General features: G+C 51.0%; 10 protein-coding genes. 8 read left to right on the top strand and 2 right to left on the bottom strand.

Annotation, left to right across the window (positions count from 1 at the left end):
• Positions 1-504 precede the first annotated feature (504 nt).
• The 4 genes from LKK83_RS16870 to apcB all read left to right on the top strand — a co-directional run bounded on the left by LKK83_RS16870 (position 505) and on the right by apcB (position 2,532).
• Entirely contained in the window at positions 505-666 is a 162-nt protein-coding gene (locus LKK83_RS16870; RefSeq protein WP_324632403.1) for a hypothetical protein, read from the top strand.
• A 122-nt stretch (positions 667-788) separates the two neighbouring features.
• A complete protein-coding gene (locus LKK83_RS16865; RefSeq protein ID WP_324632401.1) occupies positions 789-926 on the top strand; it encodes a hypothetical protein in 138 nt (45 codons plus the stop codon).
• A gap of 565 nt (positions 927-1,491) precedes the next feature.
• Positions 1,492-1,977: an allophycocyanin subunit alpha gene (gene apcA / locus LKK83_RS16860; protein ID WP_324632400.1), complete on the top strand. Its 486-nt coding sequence runs from the start codon at positions 1,492-1,494 to the stop codon at positions 1,975-1,977.
• Between the two features lie 69 nt (positions 1,978-2,046).
• Entirely contained in the window at positions 2,047-2,532 is a 486-nt protein-coding gene (gene apcB / locus LKK83_RS16855) for an allophycocyanin subunit beta (RefSeq protein ID WP_324632399.1), read from the top strand.
• On the opposite strand, the gene LKK83_RS16850 is transcribed toward apcB, so the two are convergent.
• The gene (locus LKK83_RS16850; protein WP_324632397.1) at positions 2,533-2,685 is read right to left on the bottom strand and encodes a hypothetical protein; all 153 of its coding nucleotides are present in this window, start codon (positions 2,683-2,685) and stop codon (positions 2,533-2,535) included.
• Between the two features lie 110 nt (positions 2,686-2,795).
• On the opposite strand from LKK83_RS16850, the gene LKK83_RS16845 reads away from it, so the two are divergent.
• A complete protein-coding gene (locus tag LKK83_RS16845) occupies positions 2,796-2,999 on the top strand; it encodes a phycobilisome linker polypeptide (protein ID WP_324632396.1) in 204 nt (67 codons plus the stop codon).
• Between the two features lie 227 nt (positions 3,000-3,226).
• On the top strand, positions 3,227-4,411 hold the full coding sequence (locus tag LKK83_RS16840; RefSeq protein ID WP_324632395.1) for an FtsW/RodA/SpoVE family cell cycle protein: 1,185 nt from the start codon (positions 3,227-3,229) through the stop codon (positions 4,409-4,411).
• A 224-nt stretch (positions 4,412-4,635) separates the two neighbouring features.
• Here LKK83_RS16840 and LKK83_RS16835 read toward each other — a convergent pair whose 3' ends face one another.
• A complete protein-coding gene (locus LKK83_RS16835) occupies positions 4,636-5,412 on the bottom strand; it encodes a Uma2 family endonuclease (RefSeq protein ID WP_324632394.1) in 777 nt (258 codons plus the stop codon).
• On the opposite strand from LKK83_RS16835, the gene LKK83_RS16830 reads away from it, so the two are divergent.
• Positions 5,402-5,578 (top strand): hypothetical protein, encoded by a 177-nt coding sequence (locus tag LKK83_RS16830; protein ID WP_324632393.1) that lies wholly within the window; start codon positions 5,402-5,404, stop codon positions 5,576-5,578. The genes LKK83_RS16835 and LKK83_RS16830 overlap by 11 nt on opposite strands.
• Positions 5,579-5,619: 41 nt before the next feature.
• Positions 5,620-6,357: a cytochrome c biogenesis protein CcdA gene (locus LKK83_RS16825; protein ID WP_324632392.1), complete on the top strand. Its 738-nt coding sequence runs from the start codon at positions 5,620-5,622 to the stop codon at positions 6,355-6,357.
• Positions 6,358-6,431: the final 74 nt, after the last annotated feature.

The following is a 6,431-nucleotide window of genomic DNA, read 5'->3' as shown; positions in this document are numbered from 1 at the left end:
GAGCCGGATGAGGTGAAAATCTCAAGTCCGGTTCTGAAGACGAGTAGTTCTGGTGACGGAATTGCTTAGTTTAACATTTTTTCATCGCTTCGGTGCCTGCGCGGTTGGGACTATTCGGTTGCGGATCGCATCAAGAAAGAGACCTGCTATATCTAATTTTGCCAAGACCCCTCTGGAATGAGTAATTCTACTTTTGGGAGGTTGGGAGCGCTGCTAATGTAAAGAATTGTGTTTCGGGACTAGACAAATTTGCCAACCCCTGCTAGATTTAAACTATAGTTTAATAGCAACAGTTTTTTTCGATGAGAATAGTTGGATCTACTCAAGCAGCACAAATACTCGGGATTTCTTCCTCTCATATGAGAAAACTCTTATTCACTGGCAGAGTTTGCGGAGCCTTCAAAATAGGCAGAAATTGGGCAATCCCGTTAACCGACGGAATGCCGCAAGTCCGCGAAGGGACTCGCGGCCCAAAACCCCGATGGATGGACAGCTTGGCGTCAAGTGGTGACCACCTACATTCATGTCAACCGAAACGAGATTCGGCAAAATAACAAGGGAGTGGAAAAAGTTCTCCTAATTAGGGTCAAACGCGGCAACAGCGATCGGTATGGGTTGGAAGTGGAAATCGCCGGACAAGCGCCTGGTGGGGGATCGACCCGATAAGCCGAAATCTTGCGGGGCGAAGGTGTGGATGGAGACGCTTTCGCCCCGTGGAGCTATTGGGGGATTAAGCCACATCCCACTGAAATATAGCGGTTCTTATATTGTATTGATGAGGTAGAGTCTTGTTCACCGATTCGGTGCCTGCCCGGTTGGCTGAGTCAGGAATTGGCTTGCATGGGCGATATGAATCGAGTGGAATGGCGATCGCGTTTCCGGATTGGGTCAGGAGCGATCGCCTGGATCCGGTTATAGACCTGTAGGGTGGCTTTCGAGTTTGCCACCCAACCCGTGAGGTTGGTGTGATTGTCCTGAAATTCTCAAAGAATCCCTAGATCGGTTTGGGGGGATTTTATCATCGCCGGAGGGAGGGCGATCGCGATCGGGGGGGTGGGAAGGGTTGCGAGCCGCTGGTGGATCCTCTGAAAGCGTAGCAAATTGCTTATCGCCAAACAGCAATATTTCAGCTAGGTTGCCAATTTTCCCCGGAAAACATGAGTAAAAATACTCAATTTAGGGGGATTGAGGGGAAAATATGAGGATTTTTATTACAAAATGTTACGCAACTGTCGCGAAAGTAAACGTCATGCTGCAAAATATCCGTATTTGCAAAACCTGCCGAAGTCAGTGTTTTTTTGTGTCACAAGTTCCCTTACAATACTGAGGGGACATCTGGGCCAGCTCAGGAGAAAGGGACTCCGGTTTCCGATCCTGAGTGCTTAAGTAAAAAAGCTTAAAGACACAGACCCGGCCACCGAGTTGCAAAAAGCTGATTTCATAGCTTACAAATCTGGATACACTCTCTAAAGAAGTTGGAGGAAGTCGTTAATGAGTATCGTCACGAAGTCCATCGTGAATGCCGATGCTGAGGCTCGTTACCTGAGCCCAGGCGAACTGGATCGGATCAAAGCTTTCGTCACCACTGGCGAACGTCGCGTCCGCATCGCTCAAATTATGAGCGAATCTCGCGAGCGGATCGTGAAGCAAGCGGGCGACCAACTGTTCCAAAAGCGTCCTGACGTGGTGTCTCCGGGTGGAAACGCCTACGGCGAAGAAATGACCGCCACCTGCTTGCGCGACTTGGACTACTATCTGCGCCTGATTAGCTACGGTATCGTTGCGGGCGACGTGACCCCGATCGAAGAAATCGGCATCGTGGGCGTGCGCGAGATGTACAAATCCCTGGGCACCCCCATCGAAGCGGTTGCGGAAGGAATCCGCGCCATGAAGAATGTGGCGGGTTCTCTGCTGTCTGCGGAAGACGCAGCAGAAGCTAGCTCCTACTTCGACTACGTTATCGGTGCGATGCAGTAGGGCGATTCGGCACTACTACTTCGTTCAAGGCAAACCATCCCAGATTACGCAGTTTAAGGAAACATAAAGATGCAAGACGCAATCACTGCCGTTATTAACTCCTCTGACGTTCAAGGTAAGTACCTAGACAACGCCGCTCTTGACAAGCTCAAGGGCTACTTCCAAACCGGCGAACTGCGGGTTCGCGCGGCAACCACCATCAGCGCCAACGCCGCCACCATCGTGAAGGAAGCCGTTGCCAAGTCTCTGCTGTACTCTGACGTCACCCGTCCGGGTGGCAACATGTACACCACCCGTCGCTATGCGGCTTGCATTCGCGACCTCGACTACTACCTGCGCTATTCCACCTACGCCATGCTGGCAGGCGATCCTTCCATTCTCGACGAGCGCGTGCTCAATGGGTTGAAGGAAACCTACAACTCCCTGGGTGTGCCCATCGGCGCAACCGTGCAAGCCATCCAAGCCATGAAAGAAGTCACCGCCGGTTTAGTCGGTCCCGACGCCGGTAAAGAAATGGGCGTTTACTTCGACTACATCTGCTCTGGCTTGAGCTAACTATTGAGTGATGAGGTTGGAGAGTCGGAGGCGATCGCCTCTAACTTCTGAGTTGAGCGCAACTTGAGAAGGACTCAGACAACCAATTCCCCTTGTTTTGAGGTCAGGGAAGTCCAGAGTGAGTGCTAGCTCGTCAAAGGCTCGTTCAGGCATATGAATTGAGTTTTAGCGATCTAGTATTGACTCTCGACTCCCTGCCTTGAATTAAAATAGTCGCGTTCACATAAGAAATTTTTCCGAATCCAATCAGGAGAGACAATCCCATGAGAATGTTTAAGGTGACTGCCTGCGTTCCCAGTCAGACGCGGATCCGCACCCAGCGCGAACTGCAAAACACCTATTTCACCAAGCTGGTGCCCTACGACAACTGGTTCAAAGAACAGCAACGGATTATGAAAATGGGTGGCAAAATTCTCAAAGTGCAACTCGCCACCGGCAAGCCCGGAATGAATACCGGCTTAATGTAATTTTTACCCAGGCTACGAAAAAAGCTTTTACAGCTATCCATACAGAGGAAAAGGGGTCTCCAAGACCTCTTTTTGCGTTTTCAGGGGGAAAGGCGGCGGCTTGTGTGGGCAAATTACCAATTATCAATTTAAAATTATTCATTTTCAATTCACCCATTCTCAGACCATGTTGGAACGGAGAAAATTAAAATATACTGAACTAAACTTTTGCAGCGATCGCCCCTGATATGCAACGCCTACTGATTCCAATTTATGACCCCGCCGTCAAAGAGTGGGCCATCGAAGCTCGTTTGTTGCGGTGGTTGACATTCCTGTGGCTGTTTGTGGGATTGGCGGTACTCTTCTCCGCCTCCTACCCCAGCGCCAATGCCGACTTTGGCGATGGACTCTATTACTTCAAACGACAACTCATCTGGGTTGTCTTGGGTTTAGTTGGCTTCAATATTCTGGTGTACTTCCCCCTGCGCTACATTCAACGATTTGCCGATTGGGGAGTAATTATTTTCCTCGGGTTGATTTTGCTGACGATTGTCCCCGGGGTGGGTACCACCGTCAACGGGGCGACGCGCTGGCTGAAAGTCGGACCGATTCCGATTCAACCCTCCGAACTGATCAAACCTTTTTTGATTTTACAGGCGGCTAGGATTTTCGGGCAATGGAACCGTCTGCGGTGGGGGGTTCGCATCACCTGGGTATTGATTTTTGCGGCGGTACTGTTCGGCATTTTGCTGCAACCGAACCTGAGTACCACGGCCCTGTGTGGCATGAGTTTATGGTTGATTGCCCTAGGGGCGGGATTGCCATTTTATTATTTGGGGAGCACCGCCTTGGGTGGGGTGATGTTAGCCCTGATTAGTATTACCGTGAAAGAATATCAGCGACGGCGGGTGATGTCGTTTTTAAATCCCTGGTCCGATCGCTTCGGCGATGGATATCAGCTCATTCAAAGTTTGCTCGCTGTGGGATCCGGTGGCACCCTGGGCACCGGTTTTGGGCTGTCGCAACAAAAACTGCTCTACTTGCCGATTCAATATACGGATTTTATCTTTGCCGTGTTTGCCGAAGAATTTGGATTTGTCGGCAGTATGATGTTCATGCTGCTGCTGGGCAGTTATGCCACCGTGGCCCTGTTGGTGGCGTATAAAGCGCGAGAAATGGTGTTTCAGTTAGTGGCGATCGGGGCAATGGTGGTCACCATCGGACAGTCTTTGCTCAATATTGGCGTGGCAACTGGGGCGCTACCTACCACCGGCTTGCCCTTACCGTTTTTTAGCTATGGAGGCAGTTCGATGATTGCCAGTTTGATGTGCGCCGGCATGTTGATTCGCGTCGCCCGCGAAAGCAGTCAAGCTGAGGTGGTCTCCTTGCACGATCGGCGCGGATCCGCTTCGAGAAGACGCCGCCGAGGGTAGGAGGGTCTATATATTGTATTGTATTGGTGTTGTGAGACACAAATAATAAAAATCGAGGCGATCGCAGGACTTTGCCTGACAAATTATGCGATCGCCTCGGGCAAAACAATTCTCCCCATCCTTAGCATCAACGGGCTAATTTAAAGCCGACTTTTCACAGGCAGATTCGGGATGAATGGGAGAATAAAGCACCTCTCATTTCCTTGAGGTAATCGAATCCAGCATCAACTATCCGGATCCACGCCCAACTCCCGCAACCGTTGCGCCAGTTGTTCCGCACGCTGGCGCTCAGTGTCCGCACGCTGGCGCTCAGTGTCCGCACGCTGGCGCTCAGTGTCCGCACGCTGGCGCTCATCCTCCGCAAGTTCTTCGGGCCACAGGAGCAGTTCTCCCTGAGCATTCCACCAGCGCAACCAATTGCCGGTGCGGTTATCGCGGGTCCCCTCCCAGACGCCCAACTCTAATTCGAGTCCGGGAATCCAATATCGACCCGCTGCATTCGTGGTTTGAACTTGATAGCCCTGCGACTCTAAAGCGTAAACTTCTAAATGAGCGGTTTGCGGCTGAAAAATAGCATAAATCGGCACTTTAATTACCTGTTCGTAAAAATACCATTTGCCGATGCGCTGTTGAAACTCCATAGAATATTCTTCCCCATAGGTGTCGGAGAGAAATTCCATCACGATTAACGGAACCGGTCCTTCCGTGTGAGGGGTATAGCTGCGACGGGGAGCGGAATGGGGCCAAGGTTCTAGGGGACAAACGTACATCCAATCGGGAGCTTTACAAATAAAGCGGTCATTAATTGCAGCACAGAGGGCAAAATTGCTGGTAATTAAAGCCGATTCTATTAATCCTGAAGGCAGGGATTGACGCAAGGCGTTCGCTAATAAAGGATGTTCTGAATTTTCCACAGGATCGTCCGGGAGTACAAAGTCATCTGGGAGTTTGGGCCAGGTAATTTTTAATTCGGAAACAGGGGATTGAGGTATGACAGACATGGGCAACCTCGCCGGAGTATTTACAAGGGTAATGGTGTTATTTTATCGAATGGAAAGGCGATCGCAGGTCTTGATTTCTCCGAGAATTAACCGCGCCTGCATCCTCCTTGCGAAGCGATCGCCCCTGCATCGCCATCGCCCATCCCAGCACCGGATCCCCATTTAGGTTACAATTGCTTCAGATCGGGCGTTCTGCAAAACCAAAGCATGATAGATACTGTGCAAACCCAACTGTACCGACTGCAACAATTTGCCGATACCCTCGTCTCCACCCAGCTAAGTCACCTCACCTGGGTTAGCGTCGGGATTATTTTTCTCGCCGGTTTGCTCACCAGTTTGACCCCTTGCATGTTGTCCATGCTTCCGATTACCATCGGCTATATCGGCGGCTATGAGGCAAAAAGTCGCCTGCAAGCGGCCACTCAGTCCACCTGGTTTTCCCTGGGGTTAGCCACCACCCTCGCCGGATTGGGCATTCTCGCCGCTTTCCTGGGCCAGGTGTACGGACAAGTGGGCATCGGATTGCCGATTATTGTCAGCATTATCGCCATTCTCATGGGTCTCAATCTCCTGGAAGCATTGCCCCTAAAACTTCCTTCCGTTGATGGCATGGATTTTATCCCCAAAACCGTGCCTGATGGGGTGCGGTCCTATCTTTTGGGACTGACATTTGGGTTAGTAGCATCTCCCTGTAGCACTCCAGTTTTAGCAACCTTGCTCGCCTGGGTGGCGGCGACGCAAAATACCCTCCTCGGTGGCGCGCTGCTTCTTTCCTACACCGCCGGTTATGTCGCGCCTTTGATTTTAGCCGGCACCTTCACCGCTACCTTGAAAAAACTGCTGGAAATGCGCCGATGGTCCGCTTGGATTACCCCCGTCAGTGGGGCGCTGTTAGTCGGATTTGGCGTATTTTCTCTGTTATTTCGCCTCGTTCCCGTGGCGTAATAGAAAAGCGTGGCGGCGCGCAATTTGACAGGATTTCTTATTCTTCTTTTCGCGAAAGCAACAAGGTTCTACTG

Source organism: Phormidium sp. CCY1219 (assembly GCF_035615515.1).
GTDB lineage: Bacteria > Cyanobacteriota > Cyanobacteriia > Cyanobacteriales > Laspinemataceae > CCY1219.
The sequence above is the reverse complement of the archived record's forward strand: the minus strand, read 5'-3'. Positions and strand labels throughout refer to the sequence as shown.